At 63.7% G+C, this 23,061-nt stretch carries 20 protein-coding genes and 1 riboswitch; of the genes, 12 read left to right on the top strand and 8 right to left on the bottom strand.

The features are described from left to right. Positions 1–81: 81 nt before the first annotated feature. On the top strand, positions 82–1,419 hold the full coding sequence (locus ACIGJE_RS19145) for an MFS transporter (RefSeq protein ID WP_415083985.1): 1,338 nt from the start codon (positions 82–84) through the stop codon (positions 1,417–1,419). Positions 1,420–1,514: 95 nt separating this feature from the next. Here the strand turns inward: ACIGJE_RS19145 and ACIGJE_RS19140 are convergent, their stop codons facing one another. Both ACIGJE_RS19140 and ACIGJE_RS19135 read right to left on the bottom strand, forming a co-directional pair. Continuing rightward, entirely contained in the window at positions 1,515–1,883 is a 369-nt protein-coding gene (locus tag ACIGJE_RS19140) for a hypothetical protein (RefSeq protein WP_311934972.1), read from the bottom strand. Positions 1,884–1,911: 28 nt separating this feature from the next. Then, on the bottom strand, positions 1,912–3,030 hold the full coding sequence (locus ACIGJE_RS19135) for a 2'-deoxycytidine 5'-triphosphate deaminase (protein ID WP_415083983.1): 1,119 nt from the start codon (positions 3,028–3,030) through the stop codon (positions 1,912–1,914). Positions 3,031–3,121: 91 nt separating this feature from the next. After that, positions 3,122–3,201: riboswitch (SAM riboswitch) on the top strand. Positions 3,202–3,237: 36 nt separating this feature from the next. Here ACIGJE_RS19135 and ACIGJE_RS19130 point away from each other — a divergent pair. The 8 genes from ACIGJE_RS19130 (at position 3,238) to ACIGJE_RS19095 (ending at position 13,191) form a co-directional block, all read left to right on the top strand. Then, positions 3,238–4,446 (top strand): O-succinylhomoserine sulfhydrylase, encoded by a 1,209-nt coding sequence (locus ACIGJE_RS19130; protein ID WP_311934968.1) that lies wholly within the window; start codon positions 3,238–3,240, stop codon positions 4,444–4,446. A gap of 149 nt (positions 4,447–4,595) precedes the next feature. Next, complete coding sequence (xdhC, locus tag ACIGJE_RS19125; RefSeq protein ID WP_415083980.1) at positions 4,596–5,594, top strand: xanthine dehydrogenase accessory protein XdhC; 999 nt, start codon at positions 4,596–4,598, stop codon at positions 5,592–5,594. A gap of 107 nt (positions 5,595–5,701) precedes the next feature. Beyond that, the gene (locus ACIGJE_RS19120) at positions 5,702–7,222 is read left to right on the top strand and encodes an ABC transporter ATP-binding protein (RefSeq protein ID WP_415083978.1); all 1,521 of its coding nucleotides are present in this window, start codon (positions 5,702–5,704) and stop codon (positions 7,220–7,222) included. Next, entirely contained in the window at positions 7,212–8,282 is a 1,071-nt protein-coding gene (locus tag ACIGJE_RS19115) for an ABC transporter permease (RefSeq protein WP_311934962.1), read from the top strand. Before ACIGJE_RS19120 ends, ACIGJE_RS19115 begins: the two co-directional genes overlap by 11 nt. Further along, the gene (locus tag ACIGJE_RS19110; protein WP_394308515.1) at positions 8,282–9,217 is read left to right on the top strand and encodes an ABC transporter permease; all 936 of its coding nucleotides are present in this window, start codon (positions 8,282–8,284) and stop codon (positions 9,215–9,217) included. Before ACIGJE_RS19115 ends, ACIGJE_RS19110 begins: the two co-directional genes overlap by 1 nt. Positions 9,218–9,289: 72 nt before the next feature. Next, on the top strand, positions 9,290–10,369 hold the full coding sequence (locus ACIGJE_RS19105) for a BMP family ABC transporter substrate-binding protein (RefSeq protein WP_311934958.1): 1,080 nt from the start codon (positions 9,290–9,292) through the stop codon (positions 10,367–10,369). Between the two features lie 403 nt (positions 10,370–10,772). Next, positions 10,773–12,044, top strand: a complete 1,272-nt coding sequence (locus ACIGJE_RS19100; RefSeq protein WP_483678430.1) for an allantoate amidohydrolase — start codon at positions 10,773–10,775, stop codon at positions 12,042–12,044. A 265-nt stretch (positions 12,045–12,309) separates the two neighbouring features. After that, positions 12,310–13,191, top strand: coding sequence for an EamA family transporter (locus tag ACIGJE_RS19095; protein ID WP_311934950.1), 882 nt, complete (start codon positions 12,310–12,312; stop codon positions 13,189–13,191). Here ACIGJE_RS19095 and ACIGJE_RS19090 read toward each other — a convergent pair. The 6 genes from ACIGJE_RS19090 to rimO form a co-directional block, all read right to left on the bottom strand. Beyond that, entirely contained in the window at positions 13,175–13,984 is an 810-nt protein-coding gene (locus ACIGJE_RS19090) for an amino acid ABC transporter ATP-binding protein (protein WP_367622974.1), read from the bottom strand. The genes ACIGJE_RS19095 and ACIGJE_RS19090 overlap by 17 nt on opposite strands. Positions 13,985–13,998: 14 nt before the next feature. Next, entirely contained in the window at positions 13,999–14,634 is a 636-nt protein-coding gene (locus ACIGJE_RS19085) for an amino acid ABC transporter permease (RefSeq protein WP_311934946.1), read from the bottom strand. A gap of 4 nt (positions 14,635–14,638) precedes the next feature. Next, the gene (locus tag ACIGJE_RS19080; protein ID WP_311934945.1) at positions 14,639–15,307 is read right to left on the bottom strand and encodes an amino acid ABC transporter permease; all 669 of its coding nucleotides are present in this window, start codon (positions 15,305–15,307) and stop codon (positions 14,639–14,641) included. Positions 15,308–15,413: 106 nt separating this feature from the next. Next, complete coding sequence (locus tag ACIGJE_RS19075; protein ID WP_311934943.1) at positions 15,414–16,286, bottom strand: transporter substrate-binding domain-containing protein; 873 nt, start codon at positions 16,284–16,286, stop codon at positions 15,414–15,416. Between the two features lie 213 nt (positions 16,287–16,499). Beyond that, positions 16,500–17,642, bottom strand: a complete 1,143-nt coding sequence (gene ampC / locus ACIGJE_RS19070) for a class C beta-lactamase (protein WP_483678428.1) — start codon at positions 17,640–17,642, stop codon at positions 16,500–16,502. Positions 17,643–18,105: 463 nt separating this feature from the next. Beyond that, complete coding sequence (gene rimO, locus ACIGJE_RS19065) at positions 18,106–19,458, bottom strand: 30S ribosomal protein S12 methylthiotransferase RimO (RefSeq protein ID WP_483678426.1); 1,353 nt, start codon at positions 19,456–19,458, stop codon at positions 18,106–18,108. 336 nt (positions 19,459–19,794) lie between these two features. Here rimO and ACIGJE_RS19060 point away from each other — a divergent pair, with 336 nt between their 5' ends. From ACIGJE_RS19060 to ACIGJE_RS19050, 3 genes are all read left to right on the top strand, one after another. Continuing rightward, positions 19,795–20,448: a FadR/GntR family transcriptional regulator gene (locus ACIGJE_RS19060; protein ID WP_311934938.1), complete on the top strand. Its 654-nt coding sequence runs from the start codon at positions 19,795–19,797 to the stop codon at positions 20,446–20,448. A gap of 11 nt (positions 20,449–20,459) precedes the next feature. After that, positions 20,460–21,629, top strand: coding sequence for a PLP-dependent transferase (locus tag ACIGJE_RS19055; RefSeq protein WP_311935528.1), 1,170 nt, complete (start codon positions 20,460–20,462; stop codon positions 21,627–21,629). A gap of 84 nt (positions 21,630–21,713) precedes the next feature. After that, positions 21,714–22,979 carry an ABC transporter substrate-binding protein gene (locus tag ACIGJE_RS19050; RefSeq protein WP_105864629.1) on the top strand — a complete coding sequence of 422 codons (1,266 nt, stop codon included), beginning with the start codon at positions 21,714–21,716 and terminating at the stop codon, positions 22,977–22,979. The last annotated feature ends 82 nt before the right edge of the window (positions 22,980–23,061 follow it).

Here is a 23,061-nt window from a genome sequence, read left to right as displayed (position 1 = left end):
GGTGCGTTGAATATCGGTGGCGGCGGATCGAAGATCGCCGTCGCAAAGCCGGTCAATCAATAAGATATCTGGGAGAAAACCATGACCGCGAATGCGATGATCGAGCCGGGAGGCGCGATCACGGAAGCTACCTCTCCGCAGGTGGAGGCGCTCTACAAGAAGGTGATCTGGCGCCTGCTTCCCTTCCTGATGTTCCTGTGGGTGCTGGCGTGGATCGACCGCGTCAATGTCGGCTTTGCCAAGCTGACCATGCTCCAGGACCTGCAGTTCAGCGAGACGGTCTATGGCCTCGGCGCTGGTGTGTTCTTCCTCGGCTATTTCTTCTTCGAAGTGCCGAGCAACATGCTGCTCGAGCGGATCGGCGCCAAGCGGACGCTGGCTCGCATCACCATCGGCTGGGGCATCATCTGCGTCTTGATGATGTTCGTCACCAAGCCCTGGCAGTTCTATAGCCTGCGCTTCCTGCTCGGCGTGTTCGAGGCCGGCTTCTACCCCGGCGTCATCCTCTATCTCACTTATTGGTTCCCGTCGCTGCGCCGCGCCAAGGTCTTCGGCTTGTTCATGTCGGCCTCCGCCCTGGCCGGTGTCCTGGGCGGTCCGGTGGCTGGCACCATCATGACCCAGCTCGGCGGCGTGAACGGCTGGGCAGGCTGGCAGTGGGTGTTCCTGCTGGAAGGCATTCCGTCCATCCTGGCCGGCTTGGCGACCCTCTATTATCTGACCGACAAGCCCGAGCATGCCCATTGGCTGAGCGCCGACGAGCGCCAGCTGCTGATCGGCGATCTCGAGCGTGACCGCCAGACGCTCGGTCATCGCGAGCACGGCGTATTGCAGTCGCTGAAGAACCCGATCGTGTGGAAGTTCATTGCCATCTTCTTCTGCATCATCATGGCCAATTCCGCGCTGACCTTCTTCGGCCCCACCATCGTGCGGGAAGTCGGCTTTACAAATCCGGCCACGGTGGGCTGGATCATGGCGGCGATCTATGCCTGCGGCGCCGCCGGCATGATCTCCAACGGCATCCATTCCGACCGTGCCAATGAAGTGCGCTACCATTGCGGCCTGGCGGCTCTGGCCGGCGCGATCGGGCTCACCGTCCTCGGCTTCGTGGTGCCCGGCAGCGCGCCGATCGCCTTGCTGGCCCTGGGGTTGGCCGTGGTCGGCACCATGTCGGCGATCCCGGTGTTCTGGCAGATGCCCAACCACTTCCTGGCTGGTTCGGCTGCTGCCGTCGGTATCGCCCTGATCAATTCGGTGGCCAATCTCGCCGGCTTCGGCGCTCCCTATCTGATGGGCTATCTCAAGGATGCCGGTGCCATATCGAACGGCCTGTGGATCGTCGCAGTGGTCGAGGCGGCCACCTTCCTGCTGATCGTGAAATTCGTTGCGCCCTTCGAACGGCGCTCGAAACCGGCCTGAGTCCTCCCAGAGCCGGAAACTCGTGAAGGGCGGCCCGGCGAGCCGCCCTTTTTTCTTGGCTGTTTGCCGGATGCCTCAGGTGCCTATGCCGACCTTCACTTACGCTTGGCTTGCGGTCTCACGGCAAGGAGTTCGACCTTCGCCGCGCCGCTCTTGAACTTTCGCGCGGCGCCCTCGCAGACACCGGGTCCATAAGTCTGCGGGGTCGAGGAGAACTGCTCGTTGCCCGTGACATTGGCGAGCGGGCGGTTGCGCAGGGCAACCATCGCCCGCTCGAACTTGGCCCTTTTGTCAGGCTGAATCTGAAATTGAGCGGGACAATCCCGAACGATCCGAAAGGAGAAGGCAGCAGCGCCGATTTCCTCGCAACTGAAGCCTCCGAAGCACTCCATCGCTCGCGCCTGCGCAAGCGGGAACAGCAAGAGACAAAGTGCGGCGGTGGTCGCGACGACAGAGTTCTTCATGGCACCACCCTTGCGCCGGCATCGCGACTTACCGGAAATGCTTCGACAGTTTCAGCGCCTGGCCCTGATAGTTGGAGTTGAGGCCGGCACCGTAGAGGATCTGCGGGCGCTCGAGCATGCGCTCATAGATCAGGCGCCCGACGATCTGGCCGTCCTCGACGATGAAGGGGACTTCACGCGAGCGCACTTCGAGCACGGCCCGGGCCGCTTCCATGCCATCGGGCGAATAACCGAAGCCGGGGTCGAAGAAGCCGGCGTAATGCACCCGGAACTCACCCACCAGCGGGTCGAACGGCACCATTTCGGCGGCGAATTCGGGCGGCACATGCACGGCTTCCTTGGAGGCCAGGATGTAGAACTCATCCGGGTCCAGGATCATGTCGTTCTTGCCGCGATGCGGGATCGGCTCCCAGAAATCGAGAAGATCGCAGGCCGCACGCTTGTCGACATCGATCACGGCGGTATGGCGCTTGGCGCGATAGCCGATGATGCCGTCGCCGAAGCCGGTGAGGTCGACGGAGACGGCGACGCCGCCGGCAATGTCCGGATCGGGCGAGGAGACCAGGCCCATGCGGCGCTGCAATTCGCGCAAGGCGGCATCGTCGATGCGGGCTTCGCCGCGGCGGAAACGGATCTGGCTGAGGCGCGATCCCGTCCTGACCAGCACCGGGAAGGTGCGGGGGCCGATCTCGGCATAGAGCGGGCCGTCATAACCGGCCTCGACCTGGTCGAAGGCGCGGGCATGGTCGGTGATCACGCGGGTGAAGACATCGAGGCGGCCGGTCGAGCTCTTGGGATTGGTGGAGGCGAGAACGCCATCCGGCATCTTCAGGCTTTCGAGCAACGGCACGATGTAGACGCAGCCCGTCTCCAGCACGGCGCCCTTGGTCAGGTCGATCTCGTGCAAAGCGAGGTCGGCGATGCGCTCGGCGACCGTGTTGCGCGGGCCGGGCAGGAAACTTGCCCGCATGCGATAAGCCTTGGCGCCCAGGCGCAGGTCGAGGCTGGCCGGCTGGATCTGGTCCGTGGCCAAGGGCTGCTCGATGCGGACGGCGCCCGCCTCGACCAGGCCGGCAATCGCCTGTGAGGGCAGGATGCCATGGCTATGCAGAAGGCCTGGGGAGTGCAGGAGGTTCGAGGACGGCATGGCTCTCGCTTTTTGCTGCCAGTTTTGGCGTATCTTGGTCTTGCTAGACGAAACCATGCATTGACGCCATCGGGGAGTAGGGCTACTCAACAGTCTTCGTCGTGGTGGATTTGGGCCGGCCGGCTTGCAGCCACGTAAAACAACTCGCTAAAGGGCCGTGGGAAAGAGCGCTGGCGCTCGACTTGCGGCTGTTCAGGATTGCCGCAGATGACCAAACCGTTGACTTCAGCACCTTCCACCCGGGAATTGCAGCCGGCCACCCGGCTCGTGCATGCCGGCACGCTGCGCTCGCAATATGCCGAGACCTCGGAGGCGTTGTTCCTCACCCAGGGATTCGTCTACGAAAGCGCCGAGCAGGCGGAGGCCCGTTTCAAGGGCGAGGATGCCGGCTTCATCTATAGCCGCTTCTCCAATCCCACCGTGGCGATGTTCGAGCAGCGCATGGCGGAACTGGAGGGAGCCGAAGCTGCCCGCGCCACCGCCTCCGGCATGGCGGCCGTCACCGCGACCCTGATCGGCCAGCTCAAGGCCGGCGACCATGTCGTCGCCGCCAAGGCCCTGTTCGGCTCCTGCCGCTATGTCATCGAGGAATTGTTGCCGCGCTTCGGCGTGACTTCGACTCTGGTCGATGGCACCGAGCTGGCCCAGTGGCAGGCGGCGGTTCGGCCGGAAACCAAGGTGTTCTTCCTGGAAAGCCCGACCAATCCGACACTCGAGATCCTCGACATCGAGGCCATCGCCAAGATCGCCAAGAGCGCCGGTGCCACGCTGGTGGTGGACAATGTGTTCGCCACGCCGCTGCTGCAGAGCCCGCTCAAGCTCGGCGCCGATTGCGTGGTCTATTCGGCCACCAAGCACATCGACGGGCAGGGCCGCTGTCTGGCTGGCGTGATCCTGGCGTCGGAAAAGTTCATCAACGACCACATCCATACCTATCTGCGCCAGACCGGCCCCTCGATCTCTCCCTTCAATGCCTGGGTGATGCTCAAGGGCCTGGAGACGCTGGAACTGCGGGTCGAGCGCCAGATCGCCAATGCGGTCAAGGTTGCCGATGCCCTCGCTGGCCACGCGGCCGTCGAGCGCGTGATCTATCCCTTCCGCGACGACCATCCGCAGGCCGAACTGGCGCGCCGCCAGATGAAGGCCGGCGGCACGCTGGTGACCTTCGAGGTGAAGGGCGGCAAGGCGGCGGCGTTCAAGGTCGCCAATGCCTTGAAGATCACCCGCATTTCCAACAATCTCGGCGACACCAAAAGCCTGATCACCCATCCCTCGACCACCACCCATCAGCGCTTCGAGGAAGATGCGCGCCTGGGCATGGGCATCCGCCAGGGCATGCTGCGTTTCTCCGCCGGCATCGAGAGCGCCGACGACCTGATCGCCGACTTTGCGCAGGCCCTCGACAAGGCCCTGTAATCGGGGGGCTTTAGACCAGCCTGGAAGTACCGTATCTCCCGGAGGAGCCGGGGCTGGTCTTGAAGACCAGCCCACAAATGGGCTTTGGCGCGATCATCCCGAAGCGTTATCATGCCTGTGCCAAAACCGGCATGCATGCGGGCAGAGCGATGGGGATCTTCGCGACGCTGAAGGCCATGGTCGAGCGGGACGGGCGCGCCGTGCTCGTCACCATCATGGACGTGCGCGGGTCAAGCCCACGCGAAGCAGGCACGCGTATGGCCGTGCGGGCAGACGGCGCCTTTTCCGGCACGATCGGCGGTGGCACGCTGGAATGGCAGGTGCTCGCCGAAGCGCAGGCGCTGCTTTCGGCTCGGGAGGGACGCCGCATGCGCTCCCTGGACAAGGCCCTGGGACCGGACCTCGGCCAATGCTGCGGCGGCCGGGTCAGCCTGATGCTGGAGCGTCTGGAGCGGGACGATCTCGCCTGGCTGAACGAGCTTGCGACGCCGGCGGGCGGAACCTCCATCAGCATCGGCATGCCGCATGAGCGAGGCGGCTTCATCCGTCGCCGGGCCAGCGATGCCGAGGCACAGGGGCTACCCGCCGAAACGGCCAGCCGCTTCCTGCCGGACGGGCGCCTGCTCGAAAGGCTGGATCCCACAAATCCGTCTGTCTATCTGTTCGGCGCCGGTCATGTCGGCCGGGCTCTGATCCTGGCGCTGGCGCCTCTGCCGATCGACGTGGTCTGGTGCGATGCCCGGCCCGACGCCTTCCCGAGCCATGTGCCGCAGCATGTCGTGCTCCGCCGAGATGCCGAGCCCGAGCGTATCCTGGTCGGTGCGCCTGACCATGCGCGTATCGTGGTGATGACGCATAGCCACGCGCTCGATCTTGCCATCGTTTCGTCGGCTCTGGCGGCGGATCGCTTCGCCTATGTCGGCGTGATCGGCTCACAGACCAAGCGGGCTCGCTTCGTCTCGCAATTGCGGCAGGCGGGCCTGGCGGAACGGCTGATCGAAGGCATGATCTGCCCGCTCGGAATACCCGGCATCGAAGGCAAGGAGCCGGCGGTGATAGCGGCTTCCGTCGTGGCCCAGATCTTGCAATTACCCCGTCAGGCCGGCAGCCGGATGTCGGTCCTGAAAGGCCATCGGCGTCTCGGCTAGTCCCGGTACGCCGCTGAGTTGGGGAAAAGCTACGTTACCATGCCTGAACTCTTCGCATCTGCCTTATTTGCGCCTATGAATTGGGCACGTCCATGAATGTGGCAGCAATGGCAGACGCTCACACGCCCCTGATCGAAGCGAGGGGTATCGTCAAGATCTTCGGCGCGCTGAGAGCGAATGACGGCATCGATCTGAAGATCATGCCGCATGAGATCCATGCTTTGCTGGGCGAGAACGGCGCCGGCAAGTCGACCTTCGTCAAGATTCTCTATGGCCTGCTCCAGCCCAACGAGGGGCAGCTCTTCTGGCAGGGACAGCCGATCCAGTTGCCGCGCCCGGCGGCGGCTCGCGCCGTGGGCATCGGCATGGTGTTTCAGCATTTCTCGCTGTTCGACAATCTCAGCGTCGCCGAGAATGTTGCCCTGGCCCAGCCCCCGGGCACGAAATTGCGGGATGTCGAGGAAGGCATCGCGGCGGTATCGGCGGCCTATGGCCTGCCGCTCGAACCGCGCCGGCCGGTGCATACGCTTTCGGTGGGGGAGCGGCAGCGCATCGAGATCGTGCGCTGCCTGATGCAGAACCCCAAGCTGCTCATTCTCGACGAGCCGACCTCGGTGCTGACGCCGCAGGAGGCCGACCAGCTCTTTCTCACCCTCGAACGCATCACCGGCGAGGGGAGGGCGGTGCTCTACATTTCCCACCGGCTGGAGGAGGTGAAGCGCCTGTGCCAGACGGCGACCGTGCTGCGCCACGGCAAATTGGTGGCGACCTGCGACCCGCGCAGGGAAACCGCCGCCAGCCTGGCACGCATGATGGTGGGCGCCGACGTCGCCATGGTCGAGCATGGCCGCCTGGCCAACCGCAACGGCCCCGTGCGCCTGGCGCTGAAGGGGCTGAATCTTCAGGCCGAGGACCTGCATGGCACGACGCTGAAGGAGATTACGCTAAATGCCCGGGGCGGCGAGATTCTCGCCATTGCCGGTGTGGCAGGCAATGGCCAGAGCGAACTCTTCGCGGCCATCTCCGGCGAGAGGACGGTGGCCCCCGAGGCGGTGGCTGTCGACGGCAAGCCCGTCGGTGCGCTCGGCGTCACCGAGCGCCGGCGCTTGCGCGCCGCCTTCGTGCCGGAAGAACGGCTCGGCCATGCGGCGGCGCCGCGCATGACCCTCTCCCAGAATGCGCTGCTGACCGGCCATGCCGCCAGTGGGCTGGTGTCTTACGGCATGGTCGACATGCGCAAGGCCTCGGCCGAGGCAACCAGGATCTCCGGCACGTTCGACGTGCGCAAGGGCAAGCCCGACCCCGAGGCCGGCTCGCTCTCCGGCGGCAATCTGCAGAAATTCGTGGTCGGCCGCGAGATGCTGCGCGAACCCGGCGTGCTGGTGGTGAACCAGCCGACCTGGGGCGTGGATGCCGGTGCGGCCGCGTTGATCCGACAGGCCCTGATCGATCTGTCGCGGCGCGGTGCGGCGGTGGTGGTGATCAGCCAGGACCTCGACGAGATCTTCGAGGTGGCCGATCATATCGCGGTGATCCATCACGGCCGGCTGTCCGCACCGGAGCCCGTATCGGCCATGAGTCTGGAGAGGATCGGGTTGCTGATGGGGGGCGCCGATCATGCGGATTGAACTCGAAAAGCGGGCCGAGCGCTCCATAAGCATGGCCTTGGTCTCGCCTCTCATTGCCATCCTGCTCACGGTGGTTTCGGCGGCCATCATCTTCGCGCTCTATGGCAAGGCACCCGGCGAGGCGCTCTATGTCTATTTCATCAAGCCGCTGACCGGCCTGCGCACCGCTCAGGAACTGGTGGTGCGCGCGACGCCCCTGGTGATGATCGCCGTCGGCCTGTCGCTCTGCTACATCTCCAACAACTGGAACATCGGCGCCGAAGGCCAGTACATTATTGGCGCCACGGTGGGCGGCGGCATCGCCCTGCTGTTCCAGGGCCAGACGCCCTTCTATGCGGTGCCGCTCATCCTCGTCGGCGGCATCGCCGGTGGTGCGCTGTGGGCCCTGATCCCGGCGGTGCTGAAGACGCGCTTCAACACCAACGAGATCCTGACCAGCCTGATGCTGGTCTATATCGCCGACAAGATCCTCGATTATTGCGTGCGCGGCCCCTGGCGCGACCCCGCTGGCCTGAACTTCCCGCTCACGGCCAATTTCGACAATACGCTGCCGGCGCTGTTCCGGCGCAGCCCGATCCATCTCGATTCCATCTTCGCGCTGGTGGTGGTGGCGGCTGCCGCCGTGCTGTTGTGGCGCGGCCTCAAAGGCTTCGAGATCCGCCTGCTCGGCCAGGCGCCGCGCGCCGCCCTGTTCGCCGGCTTCTCGCCCAAGCGCATGACTTTGTTCGTCTTTGCGGTGTCGGGCGGCCTTGCCGGCCTTGCCGGCATCAGCGTGGCTGATGGGACGATGGGCCTCCTGCAGCTTCCCTTCGCCAGCGGCTACGGCTTTAGCGCCATCATCGTCGCCTTTCTTGGCCGGCTTAATCCGGTGGGCATCCTGTTGTCAGGCCTGTTGCTGGCACTGTCCTATCTCGGCGGCGAGGCGGCCCAGATCGCACTCAAGGTGCCGATCGGCATCACCAGCGTGATCCAGGGCCTGCTGCTGTTCTACGTGCTCGCCTGCGACACGCTCATCCTCTACCGCATCCGTTTCGTGCGCGGCGCAGTCAAGGTAGCCTGATGAATCTCACCGAAGCGATCATCCTCACCATCATCACCTCCTCGACCCCGTTCGTGCTGGCCGGCATCGGCGAACTGGTGGTGGAGCGTTCCGGGGTGCTCAATCTCGGCGTCGAGGGCATGATGATCATGGGCACGGTCTCGGGCTTTGCCATTGCCTACATGACCGGCAGCGCCCCGCTCGGCTTTCTTGCGGCTATCATCGCCGGCATGGTCTTTGCGGCGCTCTTCGCCTTCATGACCCTGGGACTCGCCGCCAACCAGGTCGCCTCGGGCCTCGCTTTGACCATTCTCGGCCTGGGCCTCTCCGATCTCCTCGGTACCGGCTTCGTCGGGCTCAACCGCGCCAAGATCCCCTCGCTCGACATACCCGGCCTGAGCGACATCCCGGTGATCGGGCCTGTCGTGTTCGGCCAGGACGCCCTGGTCTACCTGTCGATCGCGCTGGTCGCCGCCGTCTGGTGGTTCCTCTATCGCAGCCGCGGCGGCCTGATCCTGCGGGCCGTCGGCGAGAACCACGTCTCGGCCCATGCGCTGGGCTATCCTGTCCGGCTCATCCGGTTCGGGGCCGTGCTGTTCGGCGGGGCCTGTGCCGGCCTGGGCGGCGCCTATCTCTCTTTGGCCGACACGCCTTTCTGGGGGACGGGCATGACGGCCGGCCGCGGCTGGATCGCCCTGGCGCTGGTGGTGTTCGCGTCCTGGCGCCCCTGGCGGCTGCTCCTGGGTGCCTATTTCTTCGGGGCGATCTGGATCGGCAATCTGCACATGCAGGCGCTGGGCGGCTCGCTGCCGCACTGGCTGGTCTGGCCGCCGCAATTCTGGACGGGCTTGCCCTATCTTGCGACGGTGATCGTGCTGGTGATGATCTCGGCCGGCAAGGGGCGTCGCGGCGTGGCGCCGGGTTCGCTGGGCACCGCTTTCGTGCCCGATCGCTGATTTCCACTTCCGCCGGGCATGGGCCATGGCCCGGCGTTTCGATCCGTATGGCCCGCCATGAGGGGAAACTCGATGAAAAAAACGATATTGGCAGCCCTGGCCGTTTGCGGCCTCATGGCCGGTGCCGGGGCGACCTCGGCCAGTGCCGAGGAGAAGCTCAAGGTGGGCTTCATCTATGTCGGCCCAGTTGGCGATTTCGGCTGGTCCTACCAGCACGATGTCGGGCGCAAGGCGCTGGTGAAGGCCCTCGGCGACAAGGTCGAGACCACCTATGTCGAGAGCGTCCAGGAAGGGCCGGATGCCCAGCGCGCCATCGAGAACCTCGCCGACTCTGGCCACAAGCTGATCTTCACCACCTCTTTCGGCTATATGGACCCCACCATCAAGGCCGCCAAGAACTTTCCGGACGTAAAGTTCGAGCATGCCACCGGCTTCAAGCGGGCCGAGAATGTCTCGACCTATGCCGGGCGCTTCTATGAAGGGCGTTATGTCGAGGGCGTGATCGCCGGCAAAATGTCCAAGAGCGGCATCGTCGGCTATGTCGCGCCGTTTCCGATTCCCGAAGTGATCTCGGGTATCAATTCCTTCATGCGCGGCGCCCAGTCCGTGCGTCCGGACATGAAGATCAAGATCGTCTGGACCTCGAGCTGGTATGATCCCGGCAAGGAAGCGGATGCTTCCAAGGCATTGATCGCGCAGGGCGCCGACATCCTGGCGACCCATACCGACAGTCCCGCCGCCACTCAGGCCGCGGCCGAGAAGGGCATCAATTCCTTCGGCCAGGACTCGGACATGATCGCCTTCGGCCCGAAGACCCAGCTCACCGCCATCATCAATCACTGGGACGACTATTACATCGAGCGCACCAAGGCGGTGCTGGACGGGACCTGGAAGTCGGAAGACACCTGGGAAGGCCTCGACAAGGGCATGGTCAAGATGGCGCCCTACACCAACATGCCCGACGATGTGAAGAAGCTGGCAGAAGAAACCGAAGCTGGGCTCAAGTCCGGCAAGATCCATCCCTTTACTTGCCCGGTGGTGAACCAGCAGGGCGAGACGGTGGAATGCAAGGGGGGCGACAAGCTCGATGCCTCGCAGATCCTCGGCATGAACTGGTACGTCAAGGGCATCGACGACAAGTTCCCGAACTGATTGGCCATTGCGTGCGCAGGGATCGACACTTGCGCGCGCATTTGATCCATGACTTGTCCGGTCCCGCGCCCAAAAAGGGAACCCGGAGCGCAATGCGGTTCACTCAAGCGTCTTCGAGTTTGCATGACCTTTGTCATTGCCGGGCTTGACCCGGCAATCCAGCTTCCCGGCCGGTTGTCGGGGCGGCTTCTGGATAGCCGGGGCGAGCCTGGCTATGAAAAATCTGAGCGGTTCCTGCATTGGCGAACCGCAGTGGGACCCGAGCGGCTTTTTCTGTTAGTCACAAGCTGACCTATCGGAATGCCCTGCTGACGAGGCCGACCCATCCCATGCCGTTTGACCGTGCCAGGCTCGATGCCATCCCCTATCTCCTGAACCTCCGGCAGACAGGGGAGCAGATGCGATGATCGAACGGGCGATGGCGTTGGGCCGCGAGGCCGAAGGCATGATCCGTACCCTGGCGATGATCAGTGCCGAGGATGGGCGCCTGACGCGTCTCTACCTCACTCCCGAGCACCGGCAAGCGGCGGACCTCGTGGCTCGCTGGATGACGGAAACGGGACTGGAGGTCAGCGAGGATGCGCTCGGCACGGTTCGGGGCCGGCTGGCGCCGTCATCGGGAACGCGCAATGCCGTGCAGCGGCTGCTGATCGGCTCGCATATCGACACGGTGATCGATGCCGGCGCCTATGATGGTACATTCGGCGTCATCGCCGGTATCCTGGCAACCCGCGAGATTATCCGCAAGCATGGCGCCATGCCCTTCGGTATCGACGTCCTCGCCTTCGGCGACGAGGAGGGCTCTCGTTTCGTGACGACGTTGCTCGGCTCCGAAGCCGTGGCAGGCCACTTCGATCCGGCGGCCCTGCAAATCGAATCCAGCGATGGCATCAAGCTGGCAGATGCCCTGCGGCTCTATGGCAAGGATCCGGACGCCATTCCCTCCGCCGCCTACGAGCCCGGCGAGGCGGCGGCCTATGTCGAGGTTCATATCGAGCAGGGCCCGGTGTTGGAGGAGGCCGGCGAGGGGCTCGGTGTCGTGACGGCAATCGCCAGCCAGATACGCTATTCGGTGACGGTCGTGGGCGAAGCCGGCCATGCCGGTACGGTCCCCATGGCGCTGAGGCAGGACGCTTTCTCGGCTTGCGCCGAAATGGCGCTTGCGCTCGAACGCCTTGCCAGAAGCCATGCCGATGATTTCATGGTTGGCACCATCGGCAAGCTGAGCCTGTCGCCCGGCGCTTCCAACGTCATTCCGTCCCGTATCGTGTTTACGGTCGATCTGCGCTCTCAGAGTGATGCCAGGCGTATGGAAGCGATGAGCGCCTTGCGCGCGGAGTTTCTCGCCATCGCCGAGCGACGCGGCGTTTCGACCTGGATCGAGCAGACCTATGAGGCCAAGGCGGAGCCCTGCGATCCCGCGCTTCAGGCCGGATTTGCGGCAGCGATCGCTGCCCAGGGCGGCAAGGCAATTCATTTGCCGTCGGGAGCCGGGCATGACGCCCAGTCGCTGGCCGCCCTCTGTCCGATCGGCATGCTGTTCGTACGCTGCCGCGGCGGCATCAGCCACAATCCTGCAGAATTCACCTCCATTCGCGACATGGGACTAGCCGTGATGGCCCTGATCGATTTTATCGAGAAGTTCGACCCCCTGCAGGAGTCGGCGAAGAATTGAGGGGTACTGCCGGGTCATATGAAAAGGCCAAAATGCCCTTTCAAAATTAGAGATTCGGCTTTCTTTGCCTTACATCGGCTATATATGCGGGTCTCATGCCCGAATAGAATGATGCCATCTTTCCGAAGCTCGACGATATGGGCGAGAAGGGCGGAAGGGTTGTGGACATGGATCGGCCGGCTTTTGGTAAGGCCTGCAATCATCGTCCAGCCACTCTCTGTTTTGCCGTTTCGATGGTGTAGAAGCACAGCCCTGGGAGAGGACTTTGCAGGACAATTCAAGCAGCGCGGCAGCAGGGGCCGCCCCATCGACGTCGCAGACGGGCCTGGCCCTGCTCATGCTCACATGTTCGATGGTTTCGGTGCAGCTCGGCGCAGCGCTGGCTCACCCTACCATGGCCGAATACGGCCCCTTCGCCACCACCTGGGGCCGGCTGGCCTGGGCCGCGATCATCCTGGGCGTCATCGTTCGCCCCGACATCCGCCGCTATCATCGGCGCGAAATTCTGATCGCCCTGGCGCTGGGAGCAACCATCGCCATGATGACGCTCTTTTTCTTCGTGGCGATCACCCGCGTGCCGCTGGGGCTGGTGGTTGCCATCGAGTTCCTGGGGCCGCTGGGTGTCGCGGCTCTCGGCTTTGCCCGCAGCTGGCGCCTGATCTGGCTGGTGCTGGCCTTTGCCGGCGTGCTCCTGCTGGTGCGAAACCAGGCTGGCTGGAGCGTCGATATGCTCGGTTTCCTGTTCGCGATTGCAGCGGGAACCGGCTGGGCTGCCTACATCCTTCTCAGCAAGCGCATCGGCAAGGTCTTCAAGGGGCTGGAGGGGCTGGCGATCTCCTTCGCGGCGGCTGCGTTGATATCGACGCCTTTCGGCCTGTACGAAACCGGCTTCGCGCTTCCCGGCGGCCTGGCGGTGCAGACGATAGGCCTGGCCGTGCTGACGCCGCTCTTGCCCTATGCTCTCGAAATGATGGCGCTGCGGCGCCTGTCCTCGGCCACCTTCGGCATCTTGATGAGCGCGGAGCCCGGCATCGGCGCACTGGCCGGCTATCTCGTCCTCAATGAACCGCTCAGCCTGCAGCAGGTCGGCGGTATCGCGCTGGTGATGATCGCCAGTGCCGGCGCCGTCATCAGCGCGCGGGAGTAGGGGCCGGCAATTGCAGGCCGGCGAAGCGCGCGAGGAAGGCGCGCAGTCGCTCGTTGGGCTGTTCGCCGAACACCAGCGCGGGCGGTGCATCGATCATGATCTTGCCCTGGTCTGTAAACACAACGCGGTCGGCCACTTCACGCGCGAAGGCCATTTCATGGGTCACCAGGATCATGGTGCGGCCCTCAGCCGCCAACTCGCGCACGACGCCGAGGACTTCGCCGACGAGCTCGGGATCGAGGGCGGAGGTGATCTCGTCGAGCAGCAGCACCTTGGGTTCCATCGCTACCGCCCGGGCAATGCCGACGCGCTGCTGCTGGCCGCCCGATAGCTGTCCCGGCATCGCATCGATCTTCGCCGACAGGCCGACGCGGGCCAGCCATCTCTCGGCAATGCTCCGGGCTTCGGCCTTGCTCTTGCCGCGCGACTTGATCAGGCCCAGCATGATGTTCTGGGCCGCCGTCAGATGCGGAAACAGGTTAAACTGCTGGAAAACCATGGCGGCGTCGACGCGAATATGGGCGAGTTCGCGTTCGGTGCGCCGCCGGCGCTTGCCGTTCGCCTCGCTGAAGCCGACCTCGACCCCGTCGATGCGGACGGAACCCCCGTCATATTCCTCCAGGAAGTTGATGCAGCGCAGCAGGGTGGTCTTGCCGCTGCCGGACGGGCCGATAATGGCAATGACCTGGCCCTTCTCGACCGACAGGTCGACGCCTTTCAGGACCTGCAGGGCTCCGAAGGACTTGGTGAGATTGGCAATCTCGATCACCGGCTGGGGGGCGGCGTTGGACATGGCGGTTCTTCCGATCAGACGAAGCGCTTTTCGAGCCGGCGGCTCAGGGCGGAGAGCGGGAAGTTGATGGCGAAATACATCAAGGCGCCGAGCACATAGAGGGGCAGGGCGACATGTGTGCGGCCGATCACCTGCTGAAGCGAGAGCAGGAGGTCGACGATGCCGAGCAGGGACACGAGCGAGGACCCCTTCACCGTATCGACCACGCTGTTGATGAAGGGCGGCAGGAAGCGCCTGACGGCTTGGGGCGCAAGGACATAGACGAAGCGATCGAAAAGACCGAGCCCGATCGACTGGGCGGCCTCGGTCTGCCCCTTCGGAATGGCCTGGAAGGCGCCGCGCGTGATCTCGACGATCTGGGCCGATTTGAAGGCGGTGAGGGCCACGATCGCGGCCAGCAGGCTGGGCAGATTGATGCGCAGCGCCGGCAGGCCGTAATAGATGAAATAGAGCAGGACCAGGATCGGCACGCCGCGGACGAAATCGGCATAGAGCCGGATCGGCAGCCGTGCCCAGGCGGGCCCGAAGACCAGCGCACAGCCGAGCGGGATGCCGATCAGCAGTGAAATCACGACCACGGCCATGGAGACGAAGAGTGTGGTCCACAGGCCGCCGAGCAGGAAGGGAAGCGTTTCGAAGATCATGGACATGGCGTCACCGGCTGATGGCATAGCGCCGCTCGGCCAGCCTCAGCAGCAGCAGGATGGCGTAGCTGGTCACCAGATAGATCGGCGTTGCGAGCAGATAGACTTCGACGGTGCGGAAGGTCTGCGTCTCGATCCAGCGCATGCCGTAGGCGAGCTCGGGCACGGCGATGGCGGAAGCGATCGAGGTGTCCTTGAACAGCGAGACATAGGTGTTCGACAGCGAAGGCAGGGCGATGCGCAGCGCCGTCGGCAGGCGAATATGCCAGAGCACGCCGAAGGGCGTCAGGCCGATACTCTTGCCCGCCTCGATCAACCCTTTCGGTACGGCTTCCAGGCCTGCCCGTAGCACCTCGACGAGATAGGCACCCGAATAGACGGCGAGCGTGGCGACGAAGGAAGTCGTCGCCCCATATTGCAGGTCGATGGCGCTGGGAATGCCGTAAAACACCAGATAGACCAGCAGCAGCAGCGGCACGTTGCGGACGAATTCGACATAGCCCCGGATCAGGGGACGGGCCCAGCGCGGCCCGTCGATCTGGACCAGAGCGAGCAGCAGCCCGATCAGCATGCCGATCGCGATGGTCGCGGCCGCGAGCTCGACGCTCAGCAGCAGCCCTTCGAAGAGCTTGGCCGAATAGCGCCAGACGATGGCGAAGTTGAAATGATAGTTCATCATGCCGGAGATCCAGCCATCGTGCGCGACCGAGCCCTGGCATCGCCGGCAGGACCTGCACCAAGGTGCACCGGCGATGCTGTCGAGGATTTGCGGGGCGAGCCGGAGCCTAGAAGGTCGGCAGGCCGGGTTTGCGGGCCGGCGGCGTCAGGCCGAAATAGTCTCGCAGCGCCGCATCATAGATCTCGTTCTGGTGGCCATGGATCGCCACGCCGAAGGTCGTGTTGACGAAATGCAGCCAGTCCGGATCGCCCTGGCGCACCGCGGCGCCATACAGCATGGCGTTCCAGGATTTGCCGGCGTCGAAATATTTGTCGGGATGGCGCTTGGCGAGCCACCAGACATTGGAAAGATCGACGGCGGCGGCGTCCACGCGCTTGGAGTCCAGGGCGAGCACCACGTTGGGCTGGCTGTCGAGCTGCATCACCGTCGCTTCGGGCAGCACCTTCTTGACCGTCTCCTCGGCGTCGACGTTCTGCAGGATGGAAATGCGCGCGGAGGATCCGGCCTTGAGGAGGTCGTCGAAGGTCTTCTTGTCGCTGTCGGGCCGCGTCAGCAAGGCGACGCCTTCGACATAATAGGGGCGCGAATAGGCGACGAGCTGGGCCCGGGCGGGCGAAATCGTCATGAACTGGATGACGACGTCGACCTTGCCGGTGTTGATGTTGGGAACGCGCTGGGCCGCGTCCTGCCGCACGAACTCGATCTTGCTGGCGTCGTCGAACAGGCCCTTGGCGAGGATCTTCGCCATGGCGATGTCCATGCCGGTGAGCTCGCCCTTCTCGTCTTCGAAATGCCAGGGGGCATTGGTCGAGCCGGTGCCGACGATCAGGTGGCCGCGATCGAGTATGGTGCGGAGCAGGCTGTCGGACGAGGCCTGCGCTGCTGCCTGCCGGGCGGAGCCTACGACGCTTGCCAGGGCCAGCCCGCCGAGCAGGCTGCCCTTGACCAGATTCCGTCTGGTTTCGGCGAAGTCTTCCATAGTGCTGTACTCCCCATTGTCTGGATGTGGTATTTCATTATTATGTTATATTAGGTATAGTTATGGTATTAACGGTATCCGGGGGTGTCAAGATGGATGTCGGCCCGCGGCAGACGACGCCCCGGTTTCGGCAGGGGCAAACGGCATGAAAAAAGCCCTGCACCGTGGAGGTGCAGGGCGTTGTCGAGTTGTCACAGGAATGACGGATACGTCTCAGGGCTTGGGCGCCGGCTTTTCCTGGCCGTCGAGCGCGCTGAAGATTTGCCAGGCTGCCTTGATCCGATCCGGGATGGGATAGTTCTTGTTGGCCAGGATCGCGATGCCGATGCCCCTGGCCGGCACATAGGCGACATAGCCGCCGAAACCGTTGGTGGAACCGGTCTTGTTGAACAGCATGTCGCGCCGAGGCGGCTGCGGTGGCACGAGCTTGTGTGCCTCATGCGGTTCGAAGGCCATCTTGGCCGAGTTTCCGGCGAGCAGGCGCTCCAGCGTGGTTGGATAGCTGTACATTTCCCATCCCAGGCCCTGCTGCATGACGCCTACCTTGTAGTAGCCGGCATGGGTGGTGGCGATGGCGCGCTGGAGCGTTTCATCGAGCCGGGATCCGTTGATATTGGCCTCGACGAAGCGGATGAGATCGGTCGCCGTCGTCTTGATGCCATAGGCCTCCGAATCCATGGGGCCTGGCGACACCCGGATAGGCCTGCCGTCCTTGGCAATGCCCCAGGCATAGTCGGCCATCCGCTCCTGCGGCACCCGGACATAGGTATTGGAGAGGCCGAGCAGGGGCAGCAAATCCGTCTGCATGAGATCGTCGAAGGGCTTGCCCATGGCCTGGGCGGCGATATAGCCGAACAGGCCGATGCTCGGATTGGAATAGAGCCTGTGAGAGCCGGGCGGGAAGGCCGGACGCCATGCCTTGTAATAACCGATCGTCTCGGCATCGTCGGTGATCTGGTCCGGAAACTGCAGGGGCAGACCGCCGGCCGTATAGGTGGCAAGGTCGAGCAGGCTGACATTTTCGAGGCTGCTGCCGGCAAGGGCCGGCAATCTCTGTCCCGCCTTGTCGGAGAGCGAAAAGGCGCCGCGAGCCACGCCATAGGCCGCGAGGGTGGCGGTGAAGGTCTTGCTGATCGAGCCCATCTCGAAGAGCGTTGAATCCGTGACCTTCTGTCCGCTTTCCTTCGAGGCAAGCCCATAATTGAAGACGAATTGCTTGCCATCGGCGATGATGGCGACGGCCATGCCGGGAATGGCATTGCCTTCCATCAGAGGCTTGATCGTGCCATCGACGACATGCTGGAGGCGTTCCTGCTCGGAGGATGTCTGAGCCCATGCCGACGCAGCGACGAGCATGGACGTCGCAAATATGGACGCGGCGACAAACCGCCTGTGCGACAACGACGAATTCATTCCCAACTCCATTTTCGGATTGTTATCCCGGAAGAGGCCCGGATCGTCGGCGCTTGCCTGCGCCGTCGATCATCTGCCCGCTGGGCTCCGGATAGGAGCAAATCCGGTCGGTGCCAAACGATGAATAGTTGGATTTGGTATGAGAAAATCTTGGCCTTGGGACGGCGTTACGCGTCATCGTGGCCTGATTGAGCGTTGGATATAAGTTTCCCTCTTGGGATTGCGACTAAAACCCAGGCGTCCCATGCCGCAGAAAACGCCGGGATGAGGCCGATCCGGTCGATGCAAGAGAGCACGACTTCAGCTGTCGCGGATCGACCCAGGGGCATGCAGGGCCCTCGGCGAGCAGCGTCGCCAAATCCGTGGTGTCCGGTCGGTTGGGGCGCGGCGAGCGGACCGTCAGTTCTCAGACCGCGATGCCGTGCAGGTCGTAGGCATCCGAGCGCTCGATCTTCACGGTGACGATGTCGCCCACGCGCAACGGACGGCGGCTAGCGACATACACAGCGCCGTCGATCTCGGGCGCATCGGCCATGGAGCGGCCCTTGGCGACGGTCGGTCCTGTCTCGTCGATGATGACGGACAGACGCTTGCCCACCTTGTTCTTCAGCTTGCGGATCGAGATCTGCTGCTGGGTTTCCATGAAGCGGCGATGGCGCTGCTTCTTCACCTCGTCCGGTACCGGCATCAGGCCGAGGTCATTGGCGGTGGCGCCGGCCACGGGCTCATATTCGAAGCAGCCGACGCGATCGAGCTGGGCTTCACGCAGCCAGTCGAGCAGCAGCTCGAAATCCTCGTCGGTCTCGCCCGGGAAGCCGACGATGAAGGTCGAGCGCAGGGTGATGTCGGGGCAGATCTCGCGCCATTTATGGATGCGTTCCAGCACCTTCTCCTGGTTGCCGGGACGGCGCATCGCCTTCAGCACCGTCGGGGAGGCATGCTGGAAAGGGATGTCGAGGTAAGGCAGGATCTTGCGTTCCGCCATCAGCGGGATGACGTCGTCGACATGCGGGTAGGGGTAGACATAGTGCATGCGCACCCAGACCCCGAGGTCACCGAGAGCCTTGGAGAGATCGTAGAATTTCGCCTTCAGGGGCTCGCCCTGCCAGGGGCTCTCGGCATAGCGGATATCGACGCCATAGGCCGAGGTGTCCTGGCTGATCACCAGCAATTCCTTGACGCCCGCCTTCACCAGCTTTTCGGCCTCGCGCATCACGTCGGCGGCCGGGCGGGAGACGAGGTCGCCGCGCAGCTTGGGGATGATGCAGAAGCTGCAGCGATTGTTGCAACCCTCTGAAATCTTTAAGTAAGCGTAGTGCCGCGGTGTGAGTTTTAGGCCCTGCGGCGGCACCAGATCCGTATAGGGATCATGCGCCGGAGGCGCGGCCTTGTGCACGGCCTCGACCACCGTCTCATATTGCTGAGGGCCGGTGACGGCGAAGACGTTGGGGAATTTCTCCAGGATCGGGTCGGGCTCGGCACCCATACAGCCGGTGACGATCACCTTGCCGTTCTCGGCCATGGCATCGCCGATGGCGCCGAGGGACTCCGCCTTGGCTGAATCGAGGAAGCCGCAGGTGTTGACGATGACGAGGTCGGCGCCCTTGTGGTTGCGGGTGATACCGTAGCCCTCGGCCCTCAACTGGGTGAGGATGCGCTCGGAATCGACCAGGGCCTTGGGGCAACCCAGCGAGACATAGGAGACCGTCGGGGCCGTCTTGCCCTCCGCCGTCTCTTGGGCTGCTTCGATCACCGCCATGTCCGCTTTCTTTCCGTCTGTCTCATGAAACGCGTGTCTTTGCGCCAAGATGGGCCGGAATGCAATTGCGGAGTGCGTTTTGGAGGGTCGATCTTCGGATCGGCCATCTTCGAGGCGCAGTGCCAGCCAGTTGGTCGATCCCGCTCCATCACTCGATGGAACTGAGGAGATCGACCCTCCAAAATTGGTCTGACTTCTTTCTTGACAGCGAGCCGTGTTTCGAAAAATAGTCAGATGTCAGACCAATTCTAATTCATCATCCGGAAACCATCGTTGGGCACGCCGTCGCTCCAGGGACTTGCTCCGTTGCCATCCGCCGACCGGGCGGATGACGTGATGCGTGCGATCGGTACCTTCATCGCCACCTCCGGCATCAAGCCGGGCGAACGCCTGCCGACCGAGCGGCAGCTGATGCAGACCCTCGCGGTCGGCCGTTCCACGGTGCGGGAGGTCATCCGCAAGCTGCAGGCCCTGGGCGTGGTGGAATCCCGCAAGGGCAGCGGCACCTATCTCAAGCGGGCATTCTCGGCCGACGCCATCCACATGCCGCTGGTGATCGATGCCGCCTTGCTGCGGGACCGCCTGCTGCAGACACTGGAGGTGCGGCGCGGGCTCGAAACCGAGGTGAGCGCGCTCGCGGCCCTCCGGGCGACGCCTGAGGACATCGCCGTCATCGAGGCCAAGCTCGACATCATGGAGGCGGTGCATCTGGAAAAGGGGACCTCCGGCCCTGAGGACCTCGCCTTCCATCTCGCCATCTATGACGCCAGCCACAATCCGCTGTTCGGCCAACTTCTGGAGAGGATGCGGGAGGCTTTCGAAAGCTTCTTCGATGAGCCTTTCGACCGCCCGGATTTCGCCCGCCGTTCCTTCCGTTTCCACCGCGAGCTCTTCGACGCCATCGTCCGGCGCGATCCGCAGACGGCGCGGGAAAAGACACTCGCCATTCTCGAAATTGTCGAAGAAGACATCAAGGACATGTCCAAATGACCGACCACCGGATGACGCAGGCATCGGATGATCTCGACTATGCCAGCCTCGTCGTCGCCCATGACGATGCCCACGCCTTCGAGGCCGTGGTGCCGCCGATCGTGCAGACGTCGCTGTTCACCTTCTCGAGCTTCGAGGATATGGCTGCGACCTATCGCGGCGAACAGGTCCGCCCGGTCTATTCGCGCGTCGGCAATCCGACCACGCGCCTGTTCGAAGAGAAGATCGCCGAACTCGAACGCACCGAGGATGCCATCGGCTTTGCCAGCGGAATGGGCGCGATCTCCTCCAGCGTGCTGGCTTTCGTCGAGCCCGGCGATCGCATCGTCTGCGTACGCCATGTCTATCCCGACGCCTATCGCCTGTTCGAGACGCTGCTGAAACGCTGGAAGGTCGAGACCGTCTACGTCGATGGCCGTGACGCCGACGCGGTGGCAGCGGCACTGCCGGGCGCCAAGCTCTTCTACATGGAGAGCCCGAACAGCTGGATGATGGAAACGCAGGACATTCCCGCGCTCACGGCCTTGGCGCGCCGGCATGGCGTCATCACCATCCTCGACAACAGCTGGGCCTCACCGGTGTTCCAGCAACCGGTGCGCCTCGGCGTCGACCTCGTGGTGCATTCGGCTTCCAAATATATCGGCGGCCATTCGGACGTGGTTGCCGGCGTGGTCGCGGGACGCAAGGAACTCGTCGACGTCATCCGCCGCACCATCACGCCCTATCTCGGTGCAAAACTGGCGCCGTTCGAAGCCTGGCTGCTGCTCAGGGGGCTGCGCACTTTGCCGACGCGCATGAAGGCGCATGAGGCGGCGGGGCTTGCCGTGGCGCGCAAGCTCGGCGAACGACCCGAAGTGGTCGCCGTGTACCACCCAGGTCTCGGCAATAGCCTGCCGCCCGGGCTCAGCGGCACTTCCGGCCTGTTCTCTTTCGAATTCGATGGCAGCATCGACATTCCCGCCTTCTGCAACGCCCTCAAGCTGTTCAAGATCGGGGTGAGCTGGGGCGGCCACGAGAGTCTGGTGGTGCCGGCTCTGGTCACGCGCGGACAGAATGCCGGCCCCAATTCGGCGCTGGATTTCGGGGTTTCGGAGCGCATCGTGCGCCTCCATGTCGGCCTGGAAGGCGTGGACGCGCTATGGGCCGATATCACGCAGGCGCTGGCCGCTGCCAAGAGATAGCCGGCGTGCGGACGCCGTCCACCGGACGAGCGTTCGGGCGCTGGTTGGGACGTAGGGTGCAAATAACAAGAGAGGGGAATCACAATGTTCAAGAAACTGCTGCTGGCCGCGACGGCCTCGTTGGCGCTGGCCTTGCCGGCTTTAGCCGACACCACGCTCAAGCTGACGGAAGTCATCACGAGTCCTGAGCGCACCCAGACGCTCAAGGAGATCGTCAAGAAGTTCGAGGACGCCAATCCGGGCGTCAAGGTGGAGATCACCTCGCTGCCCTGGGGCCAGGCCTTCGAGAAGTTCGCCACCATGGTCTCGGCCGGCGATACGCCTGATGTGGTCGAGATGCCCGATCGCTGGCAGTCGCTCTATGCCAACAACGGCATGCTCGAAAATCTCGAGCCCTATCTCGCCAAGTGGGAGCACACCAAGGAGCTGAACGACCGCGCGCTCGAGATGGGGCGCTATGTCAACAACACCGCCTATGCGCTGCCCTATGGCTTCTATCTGCGGGCGATGTTCTACAACAAGAAGCTGTTCAAGGAAGCAGGCGTCGACGGTCCGCCCAAGACGATGGACGAGTTCGTCGAGGCGGCCAAGAAGGTTTCCGCCCTTCCCGGCAAGTTCGGTTATTGCCTGCGTGGCGGGCCCGGCGGCCTCAATGGCTGGATGATGATGGGCGCCAACATGGCCGGAGACGGCACCTTCTTCAAGCCTGACGGCACCTCGACCATGGCCGATCCCGGCTGGATCAAGGGCGTCACCGTGCTGGTCGATCTCTACAAGAATGGCTATGCGCCCAAGGACAGCGTGAACTGGGGCTTCAACGAGATCGTCACCGGCTTCTATTCCGGCACCTGCGCCATGCTCGACCAGGATCCCGATGCCCTGATCGCCGTGGCCGACAAGATGAACAAGGACGATTACGACGTCGCCCCCATGCCGAAGGGGCCGGCTGGCAAGACCTTCCCGACCATCGGCTATGCCTCCTGGTCGATGTTCGCCAATTCCGAGAACAAAGAACTGGCCTGGAAGCTGATCGCTGCCCTCGACGGTCCGGAAGGCAATATCGCCTGGAACAAGAAGACGGGCGCACTACCGATCTACAAATCCGCCGCGAACGATCCCTTCTATGCAGACCCCAAGTTCAAGGGCTGGTTCGCCGAACTCGGCGACTCCAATGTCTCGCCGCTGGTGATGCCGACCTATCTGGAGGAGTTCGCCTTCTTCGCCGACTCCATCGCGGTGAAGACGACGCAGCAGGCCCTGCTGGGCCAGCTCACCCCCGAACAGCTGGCCGGGCAATGGGCCGACTATCTGACCAAGGCCCAGCAGAAATTCCTGGCGAAGAAGAAGTAACCGTTCCCCAGGCTCCGCGCGCGTCCGCCTTCCCACCCTTTCGGGAGAAGGCGGCACGAAATGCCGGATGAGGGGAGACACG

The sequence above is a fragment of the Labrys sp. E2SS-1L genome, assembly GCF_057073705.1.
The sequence above is the reverse complement of the archived record's forward strand: the minus strand, read 5'-3'. Positions and strand labels throughout refer to the sequence as shown.